Source organism: Streptomyces pseudovenezuelae, from assembly GCF_001513955.1.
GTDB classification, from domain to species: Bacteria; Actinomycetota; Actinomycetes; order Streptomycetales; family Streptomycetaceae; genus Streptomyces; species Streptomyces pseudovenezuelae.
The window spans coordinates 641,731-665,817 of record NZ_KQ948148.1; the positions used below are offsets into that span (position 1 = coordinate 641,731).

Genomic DNA, 24,087 nt, shown 5'->3' on the forward strand with positions numbered 1-24,087 from the left:
CCTCCCCCAGGTTGTGGACCGCGGTGTGTGGATGACTCCGCGGTCCTGTGGATTACTTCGTCTCGACCGCGTGGCCGCCGAACTGGTTGCGCAGCGCCGCGATCATCTTCATCTGCGGCGAGTCGTCCTGCCGGGACGCGAACCGCGCGAACAGGGACGCGGTGATCGCCGGCAGCGGCACCGCGTGGTCGATGGCGGCCTCCACGGTCCACCGGCCCTCGCCGGAGTCCTGTGCGTAACCGCGCAGCTTGTCCAGGTGCTCGTCCTCGTCGAGGGCGTTGACCGCGAGGTCGAGCAGCCAGGAACGGATGACCGTGCCCTCCTGCCAGGAGCGGAAGACCTCCCGGACGTCGGTCACGGAGTCGACCTTCTCCAGGAGCTCCCAGCCCTCGGCATAGGCCTGCATCATCGCGTACTCGATGCCGTTGTGGACCATCTTCGCGAAGTGGCCCGCGCCGACCTTGCCGGCGTGCACCGAGCCGGCGTCGCCCTCGGGCTTGAGGGCGTCGAAGACGGGCCGCACCTTGGCGACGTTCTCCGCGTCGCCGCCGTACATCAGCGCGTAGCCGTTCTCCAGGCCCCACACGCCGCCGGAGACGCCGCAGTCGACGAAGCCGATGCCCTTGGCGGCCAGCTCCCCGGCGTGCTTCTCGTCGTCCGTCCAGCGGGAGTTCCCGCCGTCCACGACGACGTCGCCCGGCTCCAGGAGCTCGGCCAGTTCGTCGATGGTGGCCTGGGTCGGCGCACCGGCCGGGACCATCACCCACACGACCCGCGGACCCTGCAACGCGTCCACAAGCTCCTTGAGGCTGTGGACATCGGCGAGGTCCGGGTTGCGGTCGTATCCGATCACGGTGTGGCCTGCGCGGCGGATCCGCTCGCGCATGTTGCCGCCCATCTTGCCGAGGCCGACGAGACCGAGCTCCATCAGTGGTTCCTTAGGTTGCTGTGGCGTGTGAGGCACTTTCGTACCCACGTACGAGCCTAAACCCGGACGCTCACGCACACCTGTGGGCATACGCGCTCAAACGTATGCCCTCACCTGGGGCTTTGGCTCAGCCGCTGAGGCGCACCGGCATGATCAGGTACTTGTAGGCCTCGTCCGCCTCGGCATCCAGGGCCGGCTTGCCGCTGAGCAGCGCGGGCTTGGTGGACGTGGTGAAGGAGAGCTGGGCCACCGGGGAGTCGATGGCGCTCAGGCCGTCCAGCAGGAAGGTCGGGTTGAAGGCGATCGAGACGTCGTCGCCCTCCAGCTGGGCGTCGACCCTTTCCACAGCCTGTGCGTCGTCGCTGGAACCGGCCTCCAGGATCAGCACGCCCTGCTCGAAGCTCAGCCGCACCGGGGTGTTGCGCTCGGCCACCAGGGCCACGCGCTTGACGGCCTCCACGAAGGGGGCGGTCTCGATCACGGCGATGGAGTTGAACTCCGTCGGGAACAGCGAGCGGTACTTCGGCAGGTCGCCCTCGAGCAGACGCGTGGTCGTGCGGCGGCCCGCGCCCTCGAAGCCGATCAGGCCCTCGCCCGCGCCCGAGCCGGACAGCGCCAGGATGACGCTGTCGCCGCTCGTGAGGGCCTTGGCGGTGTCCAGGAGCGTCTTGGCGGGCACCAGGGCGACCGCGGACGCCTCCGGGTTCTCCGGCTTCCACAGGAACTCACGGACCGCGAAGCGGTAGCGGTCGGTGGACGCCAGCGTGACGGTGTCGCCCTCGATCTCGATGCGCACACCGGTCAGGACGGGGAGCGTGTCGTCGCGGCCCGCGGCGATGGCCACCTGGGCGGCGGCGGAGGCGAAGACCTCACCGGGGACGGTGCCCGTGGCGCTCGGCATCTGCGGCAGCGCCGGGTACTCCTCCACCGGCAGGGTGTGGAGGGTGAAGCGCGAGGAGCCGCAGACCACCGTCGCCCGTACACCGTCTGTGGAAATCTCCACCGGGCGGTTGGGCAGGGCGCGGCAGATGTCGGCGAGCAGGCGGCCGGAGACGAGCACCGTGCCCTCCTCCTCGACCTCGGCCTCCACGGAGACCCGCGCGGAGACCTCGTAGTCGAAGCTGGACAGGCTCAGCTGGCCTTCCTCGGCCTTCAGGAGAAGGCCGGCGAGGACCGGCGCCGGCGGACGGGCCGGGAGGCTGCGCGCCGCCCAGGCCACTGCCTCCGCGAGTACGTCGCGTTCCACCCGGATCTTCACTGTTGCCGCCTCCTGCTGTTGCCGGCGCTGCTCGGCCTGCCTGGCTTCGTCGTCTGTCTCGGTGTCGTCGGTCCCTGTGCCGGGAAGGACACCGGGGAACAGTCTGACGCACCCCACTGACAGTAGGTGCCTCTCGGGGTCAAGTCGTGACGAGGGGCAGCCGGGAGCCGGACAGCGAGTTGTGCACAGGCCCCACTTCGAAACGGATTCCCAGCTCTCTCTAGTTGGGAGTAGTAGTAGGGGCTGTGGATACGGTGGATAACCTCGTTTTCCCAGCTCAGAGCGGGAATTTTGTCCACTGGTCCTGTGGGCGACGGCGGTGGACAACCGGGTGTATCTGTGGAGAACAAAAAGTTCTGCACACTCCGTGCACAGCCTGAGGCGACTTCTCCCCAGCGCCGTCCCCAGCTTTACCCGTCTTTCCCACAGCCCAACCCGGCACCTTCGTGTGACGCCTTTCACTCGACCCGGTGATCAGGCGCGTCGCGTTGCCGAACAGTGGACAGGCATGTGGAGAAGCTGGTGATCGCTGGGGACAACCGGCCCCAGCCTGTGGGTTGCCGGTGGACAACTCGGTGCACAGCCTGTGGATCTTCTCGCTGTCCACAGTCTGTGGAGATCCTTCGTCCACGAATCCACAGCCACCTGACCTGGCCTGATGGTCTTTCACCAGGCAGCCTGTGGACCGCGATCTGGACAACTTCGCAGTCCCCAGGATGTGGACGGGAAAAAGTCACCGGATCTGTGGAGGGAGGCCGTAACCCGGCGGGGAATCGAACACCGGGCTACGGCGCCGTGACCTGAGGAACGGCGAAGGGCGCCCCGGGACCTCGTCCCCGGGCGCCCTGGACGCCGTAAACCTGTCGCCGAGCCTTGGAGGTGGAGCGCCGGCGTATCGAAGGCGATCTGCACGATGGCGCCCGGCAGCGCCTGGTCGCGTTGACGATGACCTTGGGCCTGCCCCTCTCGACGCCCGCCGAGGCCCCTCGCCGATCAGTTGGCCAAGTCCCACGACGCGGAGGGCGAGGTCCTCGCGGAGCCGTGCGAACTTTTCCACGGCTCCGCCCGAAGGTCCTGGCGGGCCGCGGACTCGGGCCGCGGACTCGGGCCGCGGACTCGGGCCGCCGTGTCCGACGCCGCCGACGCCGCCGACCTCAGCCGTTCTTGATGCGGTTCGTCAGCTCGGTGACCTGGTTGTAGATGGAGCGTCGCTCGGCCATCAGATTGCGGATCTTGCGGTCCGCGTGCATCACGGTCGTGTGGTCGCGGCCGCCGAACAGGGCGCCGATCTTCGGCAGCGAGAGGTCCGTCAGCTCGCGGCACAGGTACATGGCGATCTGGCGGGCCGTGACGAGGGCGCGGCCGCGCGAGGTGCCGCACAGGTCCTCGACGGTCAGGCCGAAGTAGTCCGCTGTGGCGCTCATGATGGCCGTCGAGGTGATCTCGGGTGCCGAGTCCTCGCCGCCGGGGATCAGGTCCTTCAGCACGATCTCCGTCAGGCCCAGGTCCACCGGCTGCCGGTTGAGCGACGCGAACGCCGTCACCCGGATCAGCGCGCCCTCCAGCTCGCGGATGTTGCGCGAGATCCGGGAGGCGATGAACTCCAGCACCTCCGGCGGGGCGTTGAGCTGCTCCTGCACCGCCTTCTTGCGCAGGATCGCGATCCGCGTCTCCAGCTCGGGCGGCTGGACATCGGTGATCAGACCCCACTCGAAACGGTTCCGCAGCCGGTCCTCCAGCGTGACCAGCTGCTTGGGCGGCCGGTCGCTGGACAGCACGATCTGTTTGTTGGCGTTGTGGAGCGTGTTGAAGGTGTGGAAGAACTCCTCCTGCGTCGACTCCTTGTCCGCGAGGAACTGGATGTCGTCGACGAGCAGGATGTCCATCTCGCGGTAGCGCTTGCGGAAGCTGTCGCCCTTGCCGTCGCGGATGGAGTTGATGAACTCGTTGGTGAACTCCTCCGAGCTCACGTACCGCACGCGCGTGCCGGGATACAGGCTGCGCGCGTAGTGCCCGATCGCGTGCAGCAGGTGGGTCTTGCCGAGCCCCGACTCCCCGTAGATGAAAAGGGGGTTGTAGGCCTTGGCCGGAGCCTCGGCGACCGCCACCGCGGCCGCGTGGGCGAAGCGGTTGGAGGCGCCGATGACGAACGTGTCGAAGAGGTACTTCGGGTTCAGCCGCGCGGTGGGCTCACCCGGTCCGGTCGCCGGCGCGGGCTGCGCGGCCAGCGGGCCGGGGGCGCCGGTGGTGGGCAGGTTGGAGCCGACAGGTCCGCCGCGGTGCACCCTGCCCGAGCCGGACGGCGGTTCGGGCAGGTCCCGGCGGTTGTCGCGCTGGTCGTAGTCGGGCCGGGGCTTGTCGTAGTCGGGACGCGGCTTGTCGTAGTCCGGCCGCTGGTCGTAGTCGGAGCGCGGGCCGTCGTAGGGCGAGCGGTCCATCGGCTGCGGGCGGTAGTCCTGCGAAGGGGCGCCGTACGACTCCTGCGGGTACTGCTCCGGCGCGTACGGCTCCTGCGGGTACTGCTCCTGCGACGGCGACGCGTACGGGTCGCGCTCCGGGAAGCCGAGCCGCTGCTGCTGCCAGCTGTACTCGTCCTGGGGCGGCCGCGGCCAAGCGCCGGGCTCGGGGCGCTGGTACTCCGAGGGGTAGGCCGGGCGGGCGGTCGGCAGCTGGTCCGGGCGGGGCGCCCGGTCGCCCTGGTGCCCGGGGCGCTGTTCGCCGCGTCCCTGGTGGGAGTCGTCGGCGCGGTGACGGCCGTAGCCCTCGTACTGGTTGTCGTACTGGCCGGAAGGGAGCTCGGGCTCTTCGTAGCGCGACTGGGGCCGGGGGGCCGGCGGCGCGGGCGCTGCCGAGGGCTCGCCCGCGGAGTCGTCCACGGTGATCGCGATGCGGATCGGGCGTCCGCACTCCCGGCTCAGCGTCTCGCTGACGGCTGGGGCCAGCCGGCCCTCCAGTACGCCTTTCGCAAATTCGTTCGGTACGGCGAGCAGGGCGGTGTCGGCGACCAGCGCGAGGGGCTGGCAGCGTCGGATCCAGTGCTCGTCCTTCGCCTCCACACCCTGGACCCGGCCCTCACCGAGAAGCTGCTCGAGTACGCGTGGCCACACTGCGGCAAGATCGGCAGGTACGTCAGCCACAGGGCACGCTCTCTCACGGGTCCCACGAACGTGTGGTTGTGGGACGAGTTGGGATTCAGATGGGGTGGAGCCGAAACAGAGGGGTCAGGGGAACGACTCGGAGTTCAGCCACGGTAGTCAGGGCGACGGGTGCGGTTCAAGTTGTTGTCCCCAGCCTGTGGATAGTGTCTCCCGGTGACCACTGGTTTGACCGGATGGCGTAGCCGCGCGTACCGTAACCAGGTCGAGTTGTCGATGGCTGCTGCCGCCTGCCTCCGATGGGCACAGATCGCGTCAGGTGATCGGTAAGCGGTGCACACGGGCGTAACTGCGAGCTACTCGTGGGCGCACGGTGACAGCCAGGACGGCACCCGCCACCACCGATTGATTTCTGGAGCCCCCGAGTGAGCAAGCGCACCTTCCAGCCGAACAACCGTCGTCGCGCCAAGACCCACGGCTTCCGTCTTCGGATGCGTACCCGTGCCGGCCGCGCGATTCTGGCGAACCGCCGCAGCAAGGGTCGCGCCAGCCTGTCCGCCTGATCCCGGTCAGGTCATGCCGTCGTGCTGCCCACCGAGAACCGGCTGAGGCGGCGCGAGGACTTCGCGACCGCAGTACGACGAGGGCGCCGGGCCGGTCGCCCGTCCCTCGTCGTCCATTTTCGTAGCGGTGCCACGGACCCGCACGCGCCTGGGGAGAGCGCTCCCCCGACGCGTGCGGGTTTCGTCGTGAGCAAGGCCGTGGGCGGTGCCGTGGTGCGCAACAAGGTGAAGCGCAGGCTTCGCCATCTGATGCGCGACCGGGTCGTCCTGTTTCCCCCCGGTAGCCTGGTAGTCGTACGAGCGTTGCCCGAGGCGGGCGACGCCGATCACGAACAGCTGGCCCGAGACCTGGATGCCGCCGTTCAGCGGCTCCTGGGAGGGGGCGCACGATGAAGTACCCGCTGCTGGCGCTGATCAAGCTGTACCAGTGGACCATCAGCCCGCTGCTGGGGCCGGTGTGCAAGTACTACCCGTCGTGCTCCCACTACGGCTACCAGGCCATCGACCGGCACGGTGCGATCAAGGGAACGGCACTCACCGCCTGGCGCATCCTGCGGTGCAATCCGTGGTCGCTGGGCGGTGTGGACCATGTCCCGCCGCGCAAGCGTCCGCGGTGGCACGAAATGCTGCGTAACGCCTGGCGTGCACGTAGGGGCGGGCCCTCCGCCGCCTCGGCCACCGAGGGGCAGAATCCTTCGAGCCCGGCCGCAGAGACTCCGTCCCATGCCCAAGGAGCATGATTAGTGGACACGATTGCCAGTCTTTTCAGCTTCATCACGACACCCGTCTCCTGGGTCATCGTCCAGTTCCACACGGTGTACGGCAAGATCTTCGGCCCTGACACCGGCTGGGCCTGGGGCCTGTCGATCGTGTCCCTCGTGATCCTGATCCGTATCTGCCTGATCCCGCTCTTCGTGAAGCAGATCAAGTCGACGCGCGCCATGCAGACGCTCCAGCCCGAGATGAAGAAGATCCAGGAGCGCTACAAGAACGACAAGCAGCGTCAGTCCGAAGAGATGATGAAGCTGTACAAGGAGACGGGCACCAACCCGCTCTCCTCGTGCCTTCCCATCCTGGCGCAGTCCCCGTTCTTCTTCGCCCTGTACCACGTGCTCAACGGCATCGCGACGGGCGACACCATCGGTGTCATCAACGAGTCGCTGCTCGCCAGCGCCCGTAAGGCGCACATCTTCGGTGCCCCGCTCGCCGCCAAGTTCAAGGATGGTTCCGCCACCGTCCAGGCTCTGGGCGCCACGGTCACCGATGTGCGGGTCGTCACCGCGATCATGATCATCATGATGTCGGCGTCGCAGTTCTACACACAGCGCCAGCTGATGACGAAGAACGTCGACACCACCGTGAAGACGCCGTTCATGCAGCAGCAGAAGATGCTGATGTACGTCTTCCCGGTCATGTTCGCCGTCTTCGGCATCAACTTCCCGGTCGGTGTCCTCGTCTACTGGCTGACCACCAACGTGTGGACCATGGGCCAGCAGATGTACGTCATCCACAACAACCCGACCCCGGGTTCCAAGGCCCAGGCCGCCTACCTGGAGCGACTCACCAAGCACGTCACGAACCACGGCAAGGCCCGCAAGCGCAGCGAGCGCACCATCATCAAGGCGATCGTCGCCAAGGGCCGGGACCGCAACGAGTTCGAGCGCAAGTTCATCAACGGTCTGAACAAGGCGGGCCTCGCGGCCCAGGCCGACGGCTCGGTCGTCCAGAGCGAGTCCCAGACCGACGTCCTGACCGAGGACGGTTCGACGGCGAGCGCGGCGGCTCCCAAGCGTCAGCAGCCCAAGCGGCAGAGCAAGTCCCAGCGTCAGGCGGGTACGGCTGCCGCCGGCGCGAAGGCGGCCGGTGACGCCCCGTCGTCGGAGCCGACCTCGCTGACCAAGTCCGACGAGCCCGAGGACGCCAAGCCCGCCGCTCCCGCCAAGAAGCAGTCCGGCGGCGGTACCCGCAGCAAGGCCCAGTCCGGACAGCGCAAGGGCCCGCAGCGGCCCAAGTCCCCGTCCAAGAAGTAAGAAGGAGTCCATCCCGTGACGGAAGGCACCACCTCCGCCGCTGCCGAGGGTGCAGACACCCTGACCCGCCTGGAGCAGGAAGGCGAGATCGCGGCGGACTACCTCGAGGGTCTGCTCGACATCGCCGATCTCGACGGCGACATCGACATGGACGTCGAGGCCGACCGCGCCGCTGTCTCGATCATCAGCGACGCCGGCGGCCGTGACCTGCAGAAGCTGGTCGGTCGGGACGGCGAGGTGCTGGAAGCCCTGCAGGAGCTCACCCGCCTGGCCGTGCACCGGGAGACCGGGGACCGCAGCCGCCTGATGCTGGACATCGGCGGTTACCGGGCCAAGAAGCGTGCCGAGCTCTCCGAGCTGGGCGCCAAGGCCGCCGCCGAGGTGAAGAGCACGGGCGAGTCCGTGAAGCTCACTCCGATGACGCCGTTCGAGCGCAAGGTCGTGCACGACGCGATCAAGGCCGCCGGGCTGCGCAGTGAGTCCGAGGGCGAGGAGCCACAGCGCTTCGTCGTCGTGCTTCCCGCCTGATCGGTCCGTACGTTCCTCCGGCCCCGTCTGTAGAGCAGGCGGGGCCGAACTTTGTCAGCCTGATAGTTCTGATGATCGGCGCCCGGTGCGCTGTATGCGGTACGGAAGGACGGTTCCCCGTGACGGAGGCAGCGGAGCTTCCCCCCGCGCCCGAGCAGGCGCGTGAGGTGTTCGGCGATCGCTACGAGGACGCGGTGCGGTACGCCGAGCTGCTCGCCGAGGCCGGTGTGCAGCGCGGTCTCATCGGTCCCCGTGAAGTGCCCCGGCTGTGGGAGCGGCACCTGCTCAACTGCGCGGTGCTCTCGGAGGTCGTTCCCGAGGGCGTGACGGTGTGCGATGTCGGCTCCGGTGCCGGTCTGCCCGGCATCCCTCTGGCCCTCGTCCGCGAGGACCTGAAGATCACGCTGCTGGAGCCGCTGCTGAGGCGGACGACCTTCCTGACGGAGGTCGTGGAGCTGCTGGGGCTGGACCATGTGACGGTCGTCCGCGGCCGTGCCGAGGAGGTCATGGGCAAGCTGACTCCCGTCCATGTGGTGACGGCGCGGGCGGTGGCCCCGCTGGACCGGCTGGCGACGTGGGGTGTCCCGCTGCTGCGCCCCTACGGGGAGATGCTGGCGCTCAAGGGCGACACCGCGGAGGAGGAGCTCAAGGCGGCAGGTACGGCCCTGAGTAAGCTCGGTGCCGTGGGGACCTCCATCCTGCATGTGGGTGAGGGTGTGGTCGATCCGTTGTCCACCGTGGTGAGGGTCGAGGTCGGGGAGAGCCCCGGCGGTGTGCGTTTCGCGGCCAAGCGTGCCAAGGCGGCCCGCACCGGCCGTACGCGCCGGCGTCGCTGATCCGTCCTGACGACGAGACGTACTCCACACAAGCTGTCAAACCTATGCATGCCGGAGTGTCGCGGCAGAACGGGCACGGCTGCCCTGCATCGTGTTTCACGTGAAACGTCGCTCACTGCTGCACGGCATCATCAGCCGGGGCCGCGCCGCGGCCGAACCCCGCGACCGGAAGCCTCTCGGGTCACTCGGAGAGGTAACGGAGTTGTCCACAGAGGTGGATTTCTCCACAGAACAACAGGCCTCACTGGTTCACGACCCCGAAGACATGGGAGGCTCTGTTCATTGCGAGCCTGAAGTCGAGGAGAGTGAATCCTTGCGGTCCGACGCCAACATCGCGGGACCGATGACCGATCCGGTCCCCGGTCCCCGAACCGAGTCGATGGGGGACGATGTTTCACGTGAAACACCGCCCCCGATGGACGACACTCCGATCGGTCGTGCTGCCCAACTGGCGGTAGAGGCTCTTGGTCGCGCCGGCGAGGGCCTGCCACGGCCCGAGCAGACCCGGATCATGGTCGTTGCCAACCAGAAGGGTGGGGTGGGCAAGACGACGACGACCGTCAATCTTGCTGCCTCGCTGGCTCTGCACGGCGGCCGCGTCCTGGTGGTCGACCTCGACCCCCAGGGCAACGCGTCCACCGCGCTGGGTATCGACCACCACGCGGAAGTGCCGTCCATCTATGACGTCCTGGTCGACAGCAGGCCGCTGTCCGAGGTCGTCCAGCCGGTCCCAGATGTCGAAGGCCTCTTCTGCGCCCCCGCCACCATCGATCTCGCCGGTGCGGAGATCGAGCTGGTGTCACTGGTGGCACGTGAGAGCCGACTGCAGCGCGCCATCCAGGCGTACGAGCAGCCCCTGGACTACATCCTCATCGACTGTCCGCCCTCGCTCGGCCTGCTGACGGTCAACGCACTCGTGGCCGGTGCGGAGGTCCTCATCCCGATCCAGTGCGAGTACTACGCGCTGGAGGGCCTGGGGCAGCTGCTGCGCAACGTCGATCTGGTGCGGGGCCACCTCAACCCCACCTTGCACGTATCGACCATCCTGCTCACCATGTACGACGGCCGGACGCGCCTCGCGTCCCAGGTCGCGGACGAGGTGCGCACCCACTTCGGCGACGAGGTGCTGAGGACGAGCATTCCGCGCTCGGTCCGCATCTCCGAGGCGCCGAGTTACGGACAGACGGTGCTGACCTACGATCCAGGATCGAGTGGCGCCCTGTCCTACCTTGAGGCGGCGCGAGAGATCGCGCTGAAAGGTGTCGGAGTCAGCTACGACCCGACGCAGGCGCACATCGGCGCACAGAGCAACCCGAGCATGGTGGAGGGGATCCAGTGAGCGAGCGACGGAGGGGTTTGGGTCGTGGTCTCGGCGCACTGATCCCCGCTGCCCCGACGGAGAAGACGCCGACCCCGGCGGCGATGGGGGGCGCTGGTTCCGCGTCTCCGGCGTCCGTTCCGGTGCTGACGACCGACCGTGGAGTGGCCGCGGCGAAGGTGGCCACGCTGCCGCCTGTTTCACATGAAACCGAGACGCCCTCGGTCAACAGTTACGCGGAGACCCCCGCGCCTCCCATGGGCGCCCACTTCGCGGAACTCCCCCTCGACTCGATCACGCCCAACCCGCGCCAGCCGCGTGAGGTGTTCGACGAGGACGCGCTGCAGGAACTGGTCACCTCCATCCAGGAGGTCGGCCTCCTCCAGCCGGTCGTCGTACGGCAGGTCGGTCCTGCCCGTTACGAACTCATCATGGGTGAGCGGCGCTGGCGGGCCAGCCGTGAAGCCGGCCTGGACGCGATCCCCGCGATCGTGCGAGCCACGGATGACGACAAGCTCCTCCTGGACGCCCTCCTGGAGAACCTCCACCGTGCTCAGCTGAACCCGCTGGAAGAGGCAGCCGCCTACGACCAGTTGCTGAAGGACTTCAACTGCACGCACGACCAGCTGGCGGACCGCATCGGCCGGTCCCGTCCGCAGGTCTCCAACACCTTGCGTCTGCTGAAGCTGTCGCCGTCGGTGCAGCGCCGAGTGGCCGCCGGAGTGCTCTCCGCCGGACATGCCCGTGCTCTCCTCTCCGTCGAGGACTCGGAGGAGCAGGACCGGCTGGCCCATCGGATCGTGGCCGAGGGACTCTCGGTGCGTGCGGTCGAGGAGATCGTCACCCTCATGGGGTCGCGGCCGCAGACCGCCCAGCGCTCCAAGGGGCCGCGCGCCGGCGCCCGGGTCTCTCCGGCGCTGAGTGACCTCGCGACGCGTCTCTCGGACCGTTTCGAGACGCGGGTGAAGGTCGATCTGGGACAGAAGAAGGGCAAGATCACCGTCGAGTTCGCCTCGATGGAGGACCTTGAGCGCATCCTCAGCTCCCTTGCCCCCGGTGAGGGACCGGTTCTGCAGAAGAGCCTGCTGGACGGCGAGGACGAAGAGGCCGAGGGCTGAGCCAGGGGCGCCAGGTGACAGCGTCGAGGACGGAGAGCGGGTCGTGTCCGGTGTATCCCGGAACACGGCCCGCTCTTTGCTTTCAGGCGGTATCGATGGAATCGCTGTGTGGATACGATGCGACTGGGTGCAGCACATCCACCCGGCAGTACCTCTGAGGGGAGGCAGGGGCCATGCGAACGATGAGCCGAAGCGGACTGGTGAGCGCGGGCCTGGGACTGGGGGCGGTCGGCGGATTTGTCGGCAGCCTGCTCAGGGAACGGAGCGCTCTGACGGCCGCCCGCGATGCGGCGGGCGAAGGAAGCGAGGAACAGCCTTCATGGGGCGTCGGCTCGTACCGCTCACGCTGGACAACCTCCCGGACCTACCCCAGCGGTGCCGCTCGTGCGTCTTCTGGGAGTTGGACCCCGTCAGCGGAGAAGCCGCGGTAAAAGCGGGAACAGCCGCTCTGGAGAAGGAAGCCTGGATCTCGGCCGTCCTGCTGGACTGGGGATCGTGCGGCCGGATCGTGTACGTCGACGACATACCGGTCGGCTTCGTGCTCTACGCCCCACCCGCGTATGTTCCTCGCTCGACGGCGTTTCCCACGAGCCCTGTCTCTCCGGACGCCGTCCAGTTGATGACCTCGTTCATCATGCCGGGCTATCAGGGCCAGGGGCTCGGCCGTGTGATGGTGCAGACGGTAGCCAAGGACCTGCTGAGGCGAGGCTTCAAGGCTATCGAGGCCTTCGGCGACGCCCGCTGGAAAGAGCCCGCCTGCCTGCTTCCCGCCGACCATCTCCTCGCCGTGGGCTTCAAGACGGTCAGACCCCACCCCAGGTATCCCAGACTGAGGCTGGAGCTGCGCAGCACGCTCTCCTGGAAGGAAGACGTGGAGATGGCGCTGGACCGGCTTCTGGGAGCGGTACAGAAGGAACCGGCGTTGCGCCCTCTGTAACGCGATGGGGCCGGTCCTTTCGGACCGGCCCCATCGTGTTTCACGTGAAACATCACTCGGCGATGAAGTCCTCGAGGTCGCGGACGATCGCGGCCTTCGGCTTGGCGCCGACGATGGTCTTGGCGACCTCGCCACCCTGGTACACGTTCAGCGTCGGGATGGACATGACGCCGTACTTGGCGGCCGTACCCGGGTTCTCGTCGATGTTCAGCTTGACGATCTCGATCTTGTCGCCGTACTCGGCGGCGATCGCCTCAAGGGACGGCGCGATCTGACGGCACGGCCCGCACCAGGCGGCCCAGAAGTCCACCAGGACGGGCTTGTCGCTCTTCAGGACGTCCTGCTCGAAGGAATCGTCGGTCACGTTCTTCAGGGTGCCGGCCACGGCGGGCTCCTTAACTGGGTTGGTGCGGTGGGGCGGGATGGGGGTCAGACAGCGGTCTTCTCGGGCTCGGCCTTCTCCTCGTCCGCCAGGGCGGCGAGGAAACGCTCGGCGTCGAGAGCAGCGGAGCAGCCGGTGCCGGCCGCGGTGATCGCCTGGCGGTAGGTGTGGTCGACCACGTCACCGGCGCCGAAGACACCGGTCAGGTTGGTGCGGGTCGAAGGTGCTTCCACCTTCAGATAGCCCTCACCGTCCAGTTCGAGCTGACCCTTGAAGAGCTCGGTGCGCGGGTCGTGGCCGATCGCGATGAACAGCCCGGTGACCGCCAGGTCCGAGAGCTCGCCGGTCTTGAGGTTGCGCAGCTTCAGGCCCGAGAGCTTCGGGTCACCCTGGATCTCGGCGACCTCGCTGTCCCACACGAACTTGATCTTCGGGTCGGCGAAGGCACGCTCCTGCATCGCCTTGGAGGCGCGCAGAGTGTCACGGCGGTGGACGATCGTCACGGACTTGGCGAAGCGGGAGAGGAAGGTCGCCTCCTCCATCGCGGTGTCACCGCCGCCGATCACGGCGATGTCCTGGTCCTTGAAGAAGAAGCCGTCACACGTGGCGCACCACGAGACACCGCGTCCGGAGAGGGCGTCCTCGTTCGGCAGGCCGAGCTTGCGGTGCTGCGAACCGGTGGTGACGATCACGGCCTTCGCCCGGTGCACTGTGCCCGAGGTGTCGGTGACGGTCTTGATCTCGCCGGTCAGGTCGACGCTGACGATGTCGTCCGGGATGAGCTCGGCACCGAAGCGCTCCGCCTGGGCGCGCATGTTGTCCATGAGCTCGGGGCCCATGATGCCGTCCTGGAAGCCAGGGAAGTTCTCCACCTCGGTGGTGTTCATCAGCGCGCCACCGGCGGTGACGGCGCCCTCGAACACCAGCGGCTTCAGCGACGCGCGCGCGGTGTAGAGCGCCGCCGTGTAGCCGGCGGGCCCGGAGCCGATGATGATCACGTTACGGACGTCGCTCACGGCTAGGTTCCTCGTCTCTGGACTGCGTCGTCGGACCGGTGGAGCCCCTCGCAGAACTCTCACCCCACCCAACGGATCCTAAGGGGCGCGCATTCCCGGTGTGTCCGGGCACACGGAGAGGCCACACCGTACGCATTGCCGCGCAGGACGGAGATGAAGCGTGACCGCTCAGGAGTGCGCGTAGGACCGCTTCAGCAGAACCTTCGCGGTGCCCGTCGGCGCGTTCTTCACGCACGAGGCATCCACGATGTAGGCGGTGATCCGGGTGCTGTCGGAGGGATCACGCAGCACGACCAGGACCGCGTCCATGCCTTTGTAGACGCCGTTCTTGGTGGCGAGCGGCGGGGCACTTGAGTGGATGCCGTTCTGGATGCATGGCGGAACCTCGGGCGTCACCAGGATGCGGGGATCCTCGGAGCCCGGGATGCTCGCCGCGCCCATGCTGGTGTGCGGAGCCTCAGACCCGCCGCTCGCACTCTTCTTATGGGTGAGCAAGTTAGAGACCTGCTCCTCCAGTCCGCTCGCGGAGAAGGTGTCGACGGAGGCGCTCGCCTGTCCGCGTGCCGAGTCGGTCGGCTTGCCGTCGTCCAGCGCCGAGAGCAGGACGGAGCCGAATCCCAGTGCGGCGACGGTGATGACGGCTCCGAGGACGGCGACCTTGCGGCGTCCGTTCCTGCTGCGGTCCTTGCGACCGGGGCCGGTGCTGGAGGTCCGGGCGTGCCCCGCCGGACGGTCGGCAGTCGGCGATGTTTCACGTGAAACATGCCCGCTCTCGATCGGCGCCGGTGCGTTCACGGCCTCAGGAGCAGTTGCCTGGAGGAGGGCCTCCGCGGCGAGAGCGGCGTCGATCCTGCCGGCGACGTCGGCGGGCATACGAGGCGGACCCGGTAGCGTGCCGAGCAGGCCACGGATCTCCGCCAGCGACGCGTGAACGTCCGCGCAGAGTTCGCACTCGTCCAGATGCCTTCGTACGTCCGCAGTCCGGGAGGGGGACAGGACGCCTTCGGTGAGGTCGGAGATCTCCGCGACATCCGGGTGCCCGGCTGTGTCTGTCGTGGAAGTCACGCTCGCCCACCTCCGCCCTTCACTGCAGCTGAATCGCTTGATCCCGAATCCGGCGGGGCCTGTGACGGAGGTCCCGCTGCGGGTGGGACGGATGTCCCCTGAGTCCGGTTCCGTCCAATGCCCCCTTCTCTGTCGTCTCCGGCGTTTTCCGGCCGCAGATGGGTGAGAAGGGGGAGCAGTCTGGCTCTTCCCCGGGCGCAGCGGCTCTTCACCGTGCCGGTCGGCACGTCGAGCATGCGGGCGGCTTCGGCGACGGGATAGCCCTGCATGTCCACGAGGACGAGGGCGGCGCGCTGGTCGTGCGGGAGCGTGCCGAGGGCCTCCAGGAGCTGGCGGTGGAGGTCGTTGCGCTCCGCGGGCGCCGAGGCGGACTCGTGCGGCTCCAGGAGCTGTTCCAGGCGTTCGGTGTCGTCCACGGGCGACGTCTTGCGGGAGGCTGCCTTTCTGGCCCGGTCCAGGCAGGCGTTCACCGTGATCCGGTGCAGCCAGGTCGTGACCGCCGACTGGCCCCTGAAGGTGTGGGCGGCCCGGTAGGCGGACACCAGGGCGTCCTGGACGGCGTCAGCGGCTTCCTCGCGGTCCCCGAGCGTGCGGAGGGCTACGGCCCAGAGCCGGTCCCGGTGCCGCCGCACGAGCTCACCGAAGGCGTCCGGGTCGCCCTCCACATGACGGGCCAGGAGGTCCTGATCGCTGGTGTCGCCGTACGCGGTGTCATCTGCCATCGGACCTCCTCCCCTTGTCAGCGGTGGGTTCTCAGCCGGTGAACTTCACGTTGGTGATCGCCTGCTTGTAGCCGGCATAGCTGTAGTTCGCGGAGTCGGCCCCGGAGTAGGGCAGCGCCGTGAGCCACACCAGGACGTACCGCGACTTCACCGGCTTGCCGGCCTTCACCGTGGCCGTGGTGGTGTTCGTGGTCGCCGAACCGATCTTCTTCAGTGAGTCCAGCGAGGACGGCGTGAGAGAGTCGGCCGCGTACAGCTCGGCCGTGGTGTGGTTGCCGCCGTACCGGAGGGACAGCGTCGCGGCCGACACCTCCTGGGCGGAACCGAGGTCATAGACGATCCCGACGCCGGGCTTGATCACTATCTTCGGACCGTCCTTGTAGCTGCTGGTCCGCCAACCCGTCGTCATGCTGCTGTCGTACGTCAGCTTCACATCACCCGGGTGCTGAGCGTCGCCCTCGGCCACGTACTCCGCGGCGTCCTCGATGCTGAGCGTCTTCGTCGGCTTCGGCGCGGTGCTGTTCTTGTCGCCGTCGTCGTTCGTCTGGTCCTGGTTCTCATCCGACTTGCCGCCGCGGTCCATCAGCGCGTCCGCGAGCTGCCAACTGCCGAGGCCCAGCGCGGCGATGAGGAGGGCGGAGACCGCCCACTTCAGGGCCCGGCCCGTGCGGCTCTGCAGCGGAGGTGGCGGGGGCGGTACGGGCTGCGTGACACCGGGGTGGGGTGCCGGGCGGCCGTAGGTGCCCTGCTGGTACGTCGTGCGCTGGTAGTCGGGCGGGGCCGTGAACGCCGGCTCCGGCGGGCGGATGCGGGGCATCTCACCGATCGCCTTGACCAGTTCCTCGGGCGTGGTGCACGCGGACTCGTGGCGAGAGGCGGTCGCACCGTCGTTGGCGAGCGCGCGCATGGCCAGCTCGGACAGCCCACGGTGGACACCCGCCCGCACCTGGTCGGGTGCGATGAGACCGACGTCCTTGGGCAGCCCGGCCAGACCGTAGGCGTCGCTCTCGTACGGCCACCGCTGGGTGAGCGCCGCGTACAGGAGCGCACCGATCGCCTCGGTGTCCGTGCGCTGCGGAGACTCCGAACTGACGCCTCGCAGAGCGGCGTTCACGGCGAGGCCGCGGATGCGCCACTGCCCGCTCGACGTGCGCAGGACCGCGTTCGGGTTCAGCCGCAGATGCGCGAGCCCCTCGCGGTGGGCCGCGGCCATGGCGGACGCCACCTGACTGACCATCTGGTAGGCGTCGTACACCTCCAGCGGGCCGGGAGCGAGGAGGGCGGTCAGCTCGGTGGCGTCGGGCAGCCACTCGTGGACGACGTAGACGAGGTCGTTCTCCTCGACGGCGTCCAGGACCTGGACGAAGCGCGGGTCGCCCAGCAGCGCGGAGGAGCGGGCCGCGGCCAGGACGGAGCGCGCCCGCGCATGGTCCGCGGGCAGGATGTGCACGCCGACGGCCCGACGGAGTTTCTCGTCGACGGCACGCCAACTGCTGAACCCGTCCAGACGGGTGACGCACTCCTCGAGACGGTAGCGTCTGGCGAGTTTGTGGCCGCTGTGCAACTCCGGCGGTGACGCCTTGCCAGGACTTTCCGTCCCGCCACTCCCCTGTGCCTCGACGTCTTCCGTGTCCCGCTCCCGGTTCTTGGCCACGCCGTCGGCCGTGGACTGGTCCGCCTTGGCGGTCAGCGGCTTGTCACCGCTGTTGTCTGCCACGTCGACGGCAGCCGTGCTCCGTTCCGCCACCGTCGTTCCCTGCCTCCCCATTCATTGCGCGCCGTGCGACGCAGAATCCAATTGTGCCCACAGTCCGACGCTATGCACGACACACAGTGGCGGACGATGGTTGTGCGCGTACCCCTGCCTCAGCGCCCCAGACGCCCTCGGACCATGCCGACCAGCGAGTTAAGTTCCTCGATCCGCATCTTGCGTGCGGCGATGAAGAAGATCCCGAGCAGAACCGCTCCGCCCGCGATCAGAGCGGCGAGCGAACCGAGGACTCCCTGACCGAGCGACTGACCGATGCTGTAACAGGCCGCCCCGCTGAGCAACGCCGCCGGGACGGAGGCGATGCAGAGCCGGGCGTAGGTCCGCAGGACGCGGTTGCCGTCCAGGTCGCCGCCGAGGCGCTTGCGCAGCCGGTTCCAGGCCACGCCGACACCGATGGCGTAGGCGAGACCGTAGGAGGCGGCCATGCCCGCCACAGCCCAGCGCGGCGGCAGCACCACGTAACACAGGGCCGAGGCGCCCGCGTTGACCGCCGCCACGATGACCGTGTTGTAGAAGGGGGTGCGGGTGTCCTCGTAGGCGTAGAAGGCGCGCAGGACGACGTACTGCACGGAGTAGGGGATCAGGCCGAGGGCGAAGGCCATCAGCATGAAGCCCATGTTCGTGGCCTCGCTGGTACCGGACGAGCCGAAGATCAGCGTGCACATCGGGATGCCGAGGGCGAGGAAGCCGAAGGCGATGGGCACGATCGCGACGGCCGTGGTGCGCAGGCCCTGGGAGATGTCGTCACGGACGGCGCCGCCGTCGCCCTCGGCCGCCGAGCGGGCCAGACGCGGCAGCAGAGCCGCCATCAGGGAGACGGTGATGATGGCCTGCGGGAGGCCCCAGATCAGCTGGGCGTTGGCGTAGGCGGCGAAGCCGGTGCCGTCGACGGGAGAGGCCTTGCCGGACGCGGTGGACAACTGGGTGACGACGAGCGCGCCGGCCTGGTTGGCGAGGACGAACAGGACGGTCCACTTGGCGAGCGTGACGGCCTTGCCGAGGCCGTGGCCGCGCCAGTCGAAGCGCAGCCGCATCCGGAAGCCGGTCTCGCGCAGGTACGGGATCATGGCGAGCGCCTGGACCACGAGACCGAGCAGGACGCCGATGCCGAGGAGGCGCTGTCCCTCCGGCGGGATGTTCGAGACCTTCATCCCGGAGTCGGCCGCGGTGCCGTAGACCCACATGAACGTGCCGAGCGTCACGATGATGACGATGTTGTTCAGGACCGGGGTCCACATCATCGCGCCGAACTTCCCGCGCGCGTTCAGGATCTGCCCCATCACCACGTGGATGCCCATGAAGAAGATGGAGGGCAGGAAGTAGCGGACGAAGGTGATGCCCACCTCGTTGGCCGCCGGGTCGCTGGCCACCGAGTCGGACAGCAGACGGATCAGGAACGGGGCGCCGAGCACCGCGATCCCGGTGAGTACGCCGAGCGCCACCATCACGAGGGTCAGCAGCCGGTTGGCGTACGCCTCGCCGCCGTCCTCGTCCTCCTTCATGGCGCGCACGAGCTGCGGTACGAACACGGAGTTGAGGCCGCCGCCGACGGTCAGGATGTAGATCATCGTCGGGAGCTGGTAGGCGACCTGGAAGGTGTCACCGAGCAGACCGACACCCAACGCCGACACGATCAGGGCCGAACGGATGAAGCCGGTCAGGCGCGAAACCATCGTGCCGGCCGCCATCACGGCGCTCGACTTGAGCAAACCTGTGGCCTTCCCGCCCTTTTTCGCGGGGGCTGCGGGGGCTGCGGGGGCTGCGGGAGCTGTGGACGCCGCCGCAGCCGTCGCCGTCGCCGTACCGAGATTCATGGTCTCGTCGGCCGAGGGCGCAGCCGCCGCGGGAGCCTGGAACTGCGGTGTCTGCGGCGGGCCGCCCGGACCCGGTACCGACGGGGGATCCGTCGGCCGGCCGCCGCGCTGCTGCTGATCGCGGAACAGGTGAGCGAAGGCATCCGGCTCGTGGCGTTCCTCGCCGGAGTGGCTCACCAGATCATCGACGCCCACGAACTGGGTGGTGCGAGGGTCGTCGCCGTACGGCAGGTACTGCGTCGGGCCCTCCGGCTCGGGGGCCGGGGTCTGTGCCCACACATGCGGGTCCGGGGCGTAAGGGGACTGGGGCGGCTGGGAGTACAGCGGCTGCTGCGGCTGATGGGTCCCAGGGGGCGGCGGGGGATGCGCGGCACGGTCGTAGAGAGCCTCCGCGACCGGGTCCTGGGCATGGAGGTCCTGCGCCCGGTAGGGGTCCTGGTCGTAGGCGTCCTGGAGGTACATGTCCGCGGGAGCCTGTGGCGGCACCTGGCCATGCTCGGGCGGCGGCCCCTCGGGGCGACCCGAGTTGTCCGCGCCCTGACCGCGATCACCGTCGTACGGCGCGTTCATGGTTACCCCACCTCATCGTCCCGGGCCCACCGGCCACGACATCCTCAACGGTCCACTCTCTCACCCGTGCCGGACGGGTCGGCGTTTTGCGCTGCGGTGTCCGCCGTCAGGTCACTCGGCTGCTCCGGGTCCTCTGCCCCGGGCCCGGAGTCGGCCTCCTCCGTGAGACGGTCCTCGGGACCTTCCGGGTTCTCCGGACCGTCCGCGGCTTCGCCCGTCTCGTCGTCGGGGCCGTTCTCCTCGGCCTCACGGGCGGCCGCGCGCTTGCGCTGGGTGTACATCCGGAATCCTGCCAGCACCAGCAGCAGGACACCGCCGCCGATGACCAGCATCACGGTGGCCGTGAACTCGGTGACCTTCACGTCGAACCTGACGGCCTGGCCGTACGGTTGGCCGTCCTCCGTGTACAGCTGGGCGATCACCGAGGCCTTGCCGTTGGCGTTGGCCGTCGTGGTGAACTTCACCGTCTGGCTGTGCCCGCCGGAGACCTCGACCGCCTGCTCGTCGTAGGAGGAGCCACCGATCTCGAGCCGGTTGGGGCTCAGCGAGGTCAGCCGCAGCCTCAGGTGTTGCACTCCCTGCACCAGGTTGTTCTGCACCGTCACGGGGATCGTGGCGCTGCGGCCGGAGAGCTTGGTCTCCGACTTGTCGATCAGGCTGATCTGGGAGATCAGTTCGTCGAGATACGTCTCGACGTCGCTGCGGAAGCTGCTCGCCTCGGTGGCGTTGCCCCGCCACGACGTGGACATTCCGCGGTTCATGGCCAGCCCGAAGGGGGTCACCACACGGGACTGGTCGAAGAGGATCACCTTGAAGTTGTCGAGCTTGTTCTGTGTGCTCGCGATCTGCTGGAAGGCCCACTTCGGCAGCTCCTGCTTGCGCAGCGAGGCGGGGTAGGCGGACGCGGCGGGCACCTTGGTGGTGGCTCCGGGGTCGGGCTTGGCCGCGGCCGCCGCCGAGAGCTTCTGGGTCTGTGACCAGTTCCCGCCCTGCAGCGCGGTGATCGCTTCGGCCATGGCATCGGCCTGGCTCGCCGTGGGCATGCGCTGCGGGGCGACGACGATGCTGCGCTGCTTGTGCGTCTGGAGATCGAGAGCGAGGCTCTGGGCGAGGAACCGCTGGACGGCGAGGGTGGCGGAGGAGGCCTTCGTCAGATCGCCCTGAAAGGCCGTCGACAGCCGTGCGTCGGCGACGACCGCCGTGGTGCCGCCCCCGATGGGACGGGCCGCGGAAGGCGTGTACGACAGGCCGGCGGTCTCCTGGAGGCTGTCGCTGCGGGCGATCACCTTGTCGGCTCCGGCGGAGGTGGCGACCTTGACGATCGACCGGTCCACCGCGCCGTTCACGGGCCAGGCGAAGTCGGTGCTCGGCGTCACGTGGAGCACGGTGCGCACCGTGGTCGCCGCGACGTCGGTGGCCTCGTCGAGGTGGCTGAGCGAGCCGGTGACGCTCGTGCCGTTGTGGGCCAGGGAGGCGAGGTCGGGATCGGCGAACGGAAGCGCCACGACCTCCTTGTCCTCCACCGCCTTCTGCAGCCTGGCCAGCCACTGCTTGGCGAGTGCCTGGTGGGTGCCCGGGGTGGTGGTGTCGCCCTCGCCCTGGATCCGGTAGCTGTGGGTCATCGCGTCGACGGACGCCAGCAGGTCCGGGTCGATCACCCAGGTGACGTCCAGGTTCTCGCCCAGCGACAGCATCTGGTCCAGTCGGCCGCCCGCCGAGATCTCCTTGGCGAGGTCGTCGTCGAGGAAGACGGGCGTCTGCTGGGCGTTCGAGCCGGTCTCCGCCGTCATGTGCACGGAGGAGATCAGCGGCCACAGGAACGTTGTCTTCGTCTTCGTGTCCGCCTCGTCGGACTGCCACGGCAGGAAGGTTCGCTGGATGCCCAGCTGCTGATCCCACGACTGTGCGGCGGTCCTGCCCGACAGGGAGACGGCGAGCTGGTAGACCCCGGCGTCACCGAGGTCCAGCTCGTCGACCGGCACGGAGAGGGAGAAGGGCTCGGCGACCCCGGGGGTCAGTTTCGCGAACTTCGCCTCGTACTTGCCGTCGACCTCGGATCCGGTGGCGCCCTGGAGGGAGTCCTTGCCGTCGCTGACGGTGTCGATCGACGAGCGGGTGTTCAGCTCGGGACCCACCTGCAGCCCGACGTGGGCGGCGGTGACAGCCTGCTTGCCGTTGTTGGTCACTGTCCCCGAGACGGTGAGAGTGTCACCGTCCGTAGGCGCGCTGGGGCTGAGGGTGTCGATCGCGACGGAAACGGACCCGGAGGCGTCGGCGGCCTCAGCGGGTGCCGCGGCGGGAAGCTGGCACAGGCCGGCCAGTAGGGGGACCCCTGCGAGCAGGGCTCCGGTGCGCCGCAGCCAGCGGCGGGCAGGTGAGGGACTCGTCCCCTGGAAGTCTGCCGCCTCGGCCACGCGCTCGCCCGTCCCTCGTCGTCGTCAGTGGTCGTCGGAATGTGCGTCCACGCATGGTAACGATGCGCGCTGAGGGGAAGTGCCGCGGACCGGTCCACAAGATCGGGGGACGCCCCCGCGCTGTCCTGAATGTGCACGTATAAAGGGGAGCGTGCCCGTGAGCCTTCGGAGCAGACCTTGTGCAGGTCCCGATGGCGAGTCTGTGCACGTTCAATGGAGGCGCCCGCGGACGCCCGGGCCACGTACCCTCTTCTGTTGTGCCGAACGCCAACGAAGACAACCTCAGTGCCCCGTATCAGGTGCAGGACCGCGCGGTGAACGAACTGCTTGAGGTCACGCCTGTCGCCGACGATCTCGCCCGCCGCTTCCAGCAGGCCGGGTTCTCACTCGCCCTCGTCGGCGGTTCGGTCCGGGACGCACTGCTCGGGCGGCTCGGCAACGACCTGGACTTCACGACCGACGCCCGTCCTCAGGACGTGTTGAAGATCGTCCGGCCGTGGGCGGACGCCGTCTGGGAGGTCGGGATCGCCTTCGGCACCGTGGGGGCGCAGAAGGACGGCTACCTCATCGAGGTGACCACCTACCGGTCCGAGGCGTACGACCGCACCTCACGCAAGCCCGAGGTGTCGTACGGCGACTCCATCGAGGAGGACCTCGTCCGGCGTGACTTCACCGTGAACGCGATGGCCGTCGCGCTCCCGGAGAAGAAGTTCATCGACCCGCACGGCGGCCTCGACGACCTCGCGGCGCGTGTGCTGCGGACGCCGGGTACTCCGGAGGCGTCCTTCTCGGACGATCCGCTGCGGATGATGCGGGCCGCACGGTTCGCGGCGCAGCTCGACTTCGAGGTGGCGCCCGAGGTGGTCACCGCGATGACGGAGATGTCCGGGCGCCTGGAGATCGTCTCCGCGGAGCGGGTGAGGGACGAGCTGAACAAGCTCGTGCTGTCCGCCCATCCGCGCAAGGGACTGACACTGCTGGTCGACACGGGCCTCGCCGAGCATGTCCTGCCGGAGCTGCCGGCCCTGCGGCTGGAGAGTGATGAGCACCACCGGCACAAGGACGTCTACGAACACACGCTGATCGTCCTGGAGCAGGCCATCGCGCTGGAGAAGGAAGGGCCCGACCTCACCCTCCGCCTGTCCGCGCTGCTCCACGACATCGGCAAGCCGCGCACCCGCCGTTTCGAGAAGGACGGCCGGGTCTCGTTCCACCACCATGAAGTGGTCGGAGCCAAAATGACCAAGAAGCGGATGACGGCACTCAAGTACTCCAACGACCTGGTGAAGGACGTCTCGCGGCTCGTCGAGCTTCATCTGCGTTTCCACGGATACGGCGACGGGGAGTGGACGGACTCGGCGGTTCGCCGCTATGTGCGGGACGCGGGCCCTTTGCTCGACCGGCTCCACAAGCTGACCCGTTCGGACTGCACGACGAGGAACAAGCGCAAGGCGGCCACCCTGTCGCGTGCCTACGACGGTCTGGAGGAGCGGATCTCCCAGCTTCAGGAGCAGGAGGAGCTGGACTCGATCAGGCCCGACCTCGACGGCAACCAGATCATGGAGATCCTCGGCGTGGGACCCGGTCCTGCCGTGGGTCGCGCGTACAAGCACATGTTGGAGCTCCGTCTGGAGAACGGGCCGATGGGGCACGACGAAGCAGTGGCCGCCCTCAAGGAGTGGTGGGCCGCGCAGGGCTGAGGCCGTGAAACGGGGTCATGTT

At 68.4% G+C, this 24,087-nt stretch carries 21 protein-coding genes; 11 read left to right on the top strand and 10 right to left on the bottom strand.

The window, feature by feature from the left end; translation table 11 throughout:
• Positions 1-52: 52 nt before the first annotated feature.
• Positions 53-928 carry a phosphogluconate dehydrogenase (NAD(+)-dependent, decarboxylating) gene (gnd, locus tag AQI94_RS23215; RefSeq protein WP_031036283.1) on the bottom strand — a complete coding sequence of 292 codons (876 nt, stop codon included), beginning with the start codon at positions 926-928 and terminating at the stop codon, positions 53-55.
• 127 nt (positions 929-1,055) lie between these two features.
• Complete coding sequence (dnaN, locus tag AQI94_RS23220; RefSeq protein WP_031036280.1) at positions 1,056-2,186, bottom strand: DNA polymerase III subunit beta; 1,131 nt, start codon at positions 2,184-2,186, stop codon at positions 1,056-1,058.
• An 879-nt stretch (positions 2,187-3,065) separates the two neighbouring features.
• On the opposite strand from dnaN, the gene AQI94_RS46590 reads away from it, so the two are divergent.
• Complete coding sequence (locus AQI94_RS46590; RefSeq protein ID WP_404817926.1) at positions 3,066-3,386, top strand: histidine kinase; 321 nt, start codon at positions 3,066-3,068, stop codon at positions 3,384-3,386.
• Here AQI94_RS46590 and dnaA read toward each other — a convergent pair.
• On the bottom strand, positions 3,341-5,323 hold the full coding sequence (gene dnaA / locus AQI94_RS23225; RefSeq protein ID WP_078902552.1) for a chromosomal replication initiator protein DnaA: 1,983 nt from the start codon (positions 5,321-5,323) through the stop codon (positions 3,341-3,343). The genes AQI94_RS46590 and dnaA overlap by 46 nt on opposite strands.
• Positions 5,324-5,706: 383 nt before the next feature.
• Here dnaA and rpmH point away from each other — a divergent pair, with 383 nt between their 5' ends.
• From rpmH to AQI94_RS23270, 9 genes are all read left to right on the top strand, one after another.
• Positions 5,707-5,844, top strand: coding sequence for a 50S ribosomal protein L34 (rpmH, locus tag AQI94_RS23230; RefSeq protein ID WP_005482975.1), 138 nt, complete (start codon positions 5,707-5,709; stop codon positions 5,842-5,844).
• Positions 5,845-5,865: 21 nt separating this feature from the next.
• Positions 5,866-6,237: a ribonuclease P protein component gene (gene rnpA / locus AQI94_RS43050; RefSeq protein WP_078902551.1), complete on the top strand. Its 372-nt coding sequence runs from the start codon at positions 5,866-5,868 to the stop codon at positions 6,235-6,237.
• Positions 6,234-6,584 carry a membrane protein insertion efficiency factor YidD gene (yidD, locus tag AQI94_RS23240; RefSeq protein ID WP_031036269.1) on the top strand — a complete coding sequence of 117 codons (351 nt, stop codon included), beginning with the start codon at positions 6,234-6,236 and terminating at the stop codon, positions 6,582-6,584. The genes rnpA and yidD overlap by 4 nt, the downstream gene beginning before the upstream one ends.
• Positions 6,585-6,587: 3 nt before the next feature.
• Entirely contained in the window at positions 6,588-7,874 is a 1,287-nt protein-coding gene (gene yidC, locus AQI94_RS23245) for a membrane protein insertase YidC (RefSeq protein ID WP_031036266.1), read from the top strand.
• Positions 7,875-7,889: 15 nt separating this feature from the next.
• The gene (locus AQI94_RS23250; protein WP_031036263.1) at positions 7,890-8,402 is read left to right on the top strand and encodes a Jag family protein; all 513 of its coding nucleotides are present in this window, start codon (positions 7,890-7,892) and stop codon (positions 8,400-8,402) included.
• 119 nt (positions 8,403-8,521) lie between these two features.
• The gene (gene rsmG, locus AQI94_RS23255; RefSeq protein WP_007383279.1) at positions 8,522-9,238 is read left to right on the top strand and encodes a 16S rRNA (guanine(527)-N(7))-methyltransferase RsmG; all 717 of its coding nucleotides are present in this window, start codon (positions 8,522-8,524) and stop codon (positions 9,236-9,238) included.
• Positions 9,239-9,503: 265 nt separating this feature from the next.
• Positions 9,504-10,577 carry a ParA family protein gene (locus tag AQI94_RS23260; RefSeq protein ID WP_078902556.1) on the top strand — a complete coding sequence of 358 codons (1,074 nt, stop codon included), beginning with the start codon at positions 9,504-9,506 and terminating at the stop codon, positions 10,575-10,577.
• Positions 10,574-11,674, top strand: a complete 1,101-nt coding sequence (locus tag AQI94_RS23265; RefSeq protein ID WP_031036256.1) for a ParB/RepB/Spo0J family partition protein — start codon at positions 10,574-10,576, stop codon at positions 11,672-11,674. The genes AQI94_RS23260 and AQI94_RS23265 overlap by 4 nt, the downstream gene beginning before the upstream one ends.
• A gap of 319 nt (positions 11,675-11,993) precedes the next feature.
• The gene (locus tag AQI94_RS23270) at positions 11,994-12,611 is read left to right on the top strand and encodes a GNAT family N-acetyltransferase (protein ID WP_031036252.1); all 618 of its coding nucleotides are present in this window, start codon (positions 11,994-11,996) and stop codon (positions 12,609-12,611) included.
• A gap of 52 nt (positions 12,612-12,663) precedes the next feature.
• Here AQI94_RS23270 and trxA read toward each other — a convergent pair whose 3' ends face one another.
• From trxA to AQI94_RS23305, 7 genes are all read right to left on the bottom strand, one after another.
• The gene (trxA, locus tag AQI94_RS23275) at positions 12,664-12,996 is read right to left on the bottom strand and encodes a thioredoxin (RefSeq protein ID WP_007383275.1); all 333 of its coding nucleotides are present in this window, start codon (positions 12,994-12,996) and stop codon (positions 12,664-12,666) included.
• A 44-nt stretch (positions 12,997-13,040) separates the two neighbouring features.
• Positions 13,041-14,009, bottom strand: a complete 969-nt coding sequence (trxB, locus tag AQI94_RS23280; RefSeq protein WP_007383274.1) for a thioredoxin-disulfide reductase — start codon at positions 14,007-14,009, stop codon at positions 13,041-13,043.
• Positions 14,010-14,177: 168 nt separating this feature from the next.
• Positions 14,178-15,074 carry an anti-sigma factor family protein gene (locus AQI94_RS23285; RefSeq protein WP_031036248.1) on the bottom strand — a complete coding sequence of 299 codons (897 nt, stop codon included), beginning with the start codon at positions 15,072-15,074 and terminating at the stop codon, positions 14,178-14,180.
• A complete protein-coding gene (sigM, locus tag AQI94_RS23290) occupies positions 15,071-15,796 on the bottom strand; it encodes an RNA polymerase sigma factor SigM (protein WP_031036246.1) in 726 nt (241 codons plus the stop codon). Before sigM ends, AQI94_RS23285 begins: the two co-directional genes overlap by 4 nt.
• 31 nt (positions 15,797-15,827) lie before the next feature.
• Positions 15,828-17,543, bottom strand: a complete 1,716-nt coding sequence (locus tag AQI94_RS23295; protein WP_031036243.1) for a protein kinase family protein — start codon at positions 17,541-17,543, stop codon at positions 15,828-15,830.
• Between the two features lie 119 nt (positions 17,544-17,662).
• Entirely contained in the window at positions 17,663-19,951 is a 2,289-nt protein-coding gene (murJ, locus tag AQI94_RS23300; protein WP_031036240.1) for a murein biosynthesis integral membrane protein MurJ, read from the bottom strand.
• Between the two features lie 44 nt (positions 19,952-19,995).
• Positions 19,996-22,365 carry a DUF6049 family protein gene (locus AQI94_RS23305; RefSeq protein ID WP_031036237.1) on the bottom strand — a complete coding sequence of 790 codons (2,370 nt, stop codon included), beginning with the start codon at positions 22,363-22,365 and terminating at the stop codon, positions 19,996-19,998.
• Between the two features lie 257 nt (positions 22,366-22,622).
• On the opposite strand from AQI94_RS23305, the gene AQI94_RS23310 reads away from it, so the two are divergent.
• The gene (locus AQI94_RS23310) at positions 22,623-24,065 is read left to right on the top strand and encodes a CCA tRNA nucleotidyltransferase (RefSeq protein WP_031036234.1); all 1,443 of its coding nucleotides are present in this window, start codon (positions 22,623-22,625) and stop codon (positions 24,063-24,065) included.
• The last annotated feature ends 22 nt before the right edge of the window (positions 24,066-24,087 follow it).

What these genes read in the sequence shown, in the direction of transcription:
- AQI94_RS23270 (WP_031036252.1), top strand. Translation starts at nt 11,994, where the DNA reads ATGGGGCGTCGGCTCGTACCGCTCACGCTGGACAACCTCCCGGACCTA.
- yidD (WP_031036269.1), top strand. Translation starts at nt 6,234, where the DNA reads ATGAAGTACCCGCTGCTGGCGCTGATCAAGCTGTACCAGTGGACCATC.
- sigM (WP_031036246.1), bottom strand. Translation starts at nt 15,796, where the DNA reads ATGGCAGATGACACCGCGTACGGCGACACCAGCGATCAGGACCTCCTG.
- gnd (WP_031036283.1), bottom strand. Translation starts at nt 928, where the DNA reads ATGGAGCTCGGTCTCGTCGGCCTCGGCAAGATGGGCGGCAACATGCGC.
- murJ (WP_031036240.1), bottom strand. Translation starts at nt 19,951, where the DNA reads ATGAACGCGCCGTACGACGGTGATCGCGGTCAGGGCGCGGACAACTCG.
- AQI94_RS23260 (WP_078902556.1), top strand. Translation starts at nt 9,504, where the DNA reads ATGGGAGGCTCTGTTCATTGCGAGCCTGAAGTCGAGGAGAGTGAATCC.